Source organism: Chryseobacterium sp. SIMBA_038, from assembly GCF_046535115.1.
Classification (GTDB): Bacteria; Bacteroidota; Bacteroidia; order Flavobacteriales; family Weeksellaceae; genus Chryseobacterium.
The window spans coordinates 1-266 of the sequence record NZ_JAWRXH010000209.1 but is presented as its reverse complement, the minus strand read 5'-3'; the positions used below and the strand labels follow the sequence as shown (position 1 = coordinate 266).

Annotated in this window: 1 protein-coding gene; it reads right to left on the bottom strand. The window is 69.2% G+C overall.

Going from position 1 to position 266, the window contains the following annotated elements:
* Positions 1 to 184: hypothetical protein (locus tag SB689_RS23315; RefSeq protein WP_410694425.1), on the bottom strand; the 184-nt coding region annotated here is incomplete at its 3' end.
* Positions 185 to 266: the final 82 nt, after the last annotated feature.

Below are 266 nucleotides of genomic sequence, written 5' to 3'. Positions count from 1 at the left end.
ACCAGCCGACCGTGCCGTTACCCGAACCGCCGAGCGTCAGCTCGAAATTCCTGCGGCCGAGGCGGCGCGCGGGGATCTCCTGTATCGACGCGCTGAAGAAGGGGACGGTGACGTAAGCGACGGTGCGGACCTGCTGACGCTTGCACACATGATGCGCGGCGGGTCCACGGTTCGCGGGCTTCACCGGTTTCGCGGGAAGGGCGGCGCCGGTCCGCCGCCGCCCTTCCTGCCCGGTCCGGCGCACTCAGAACTTGTGACGAATCCCC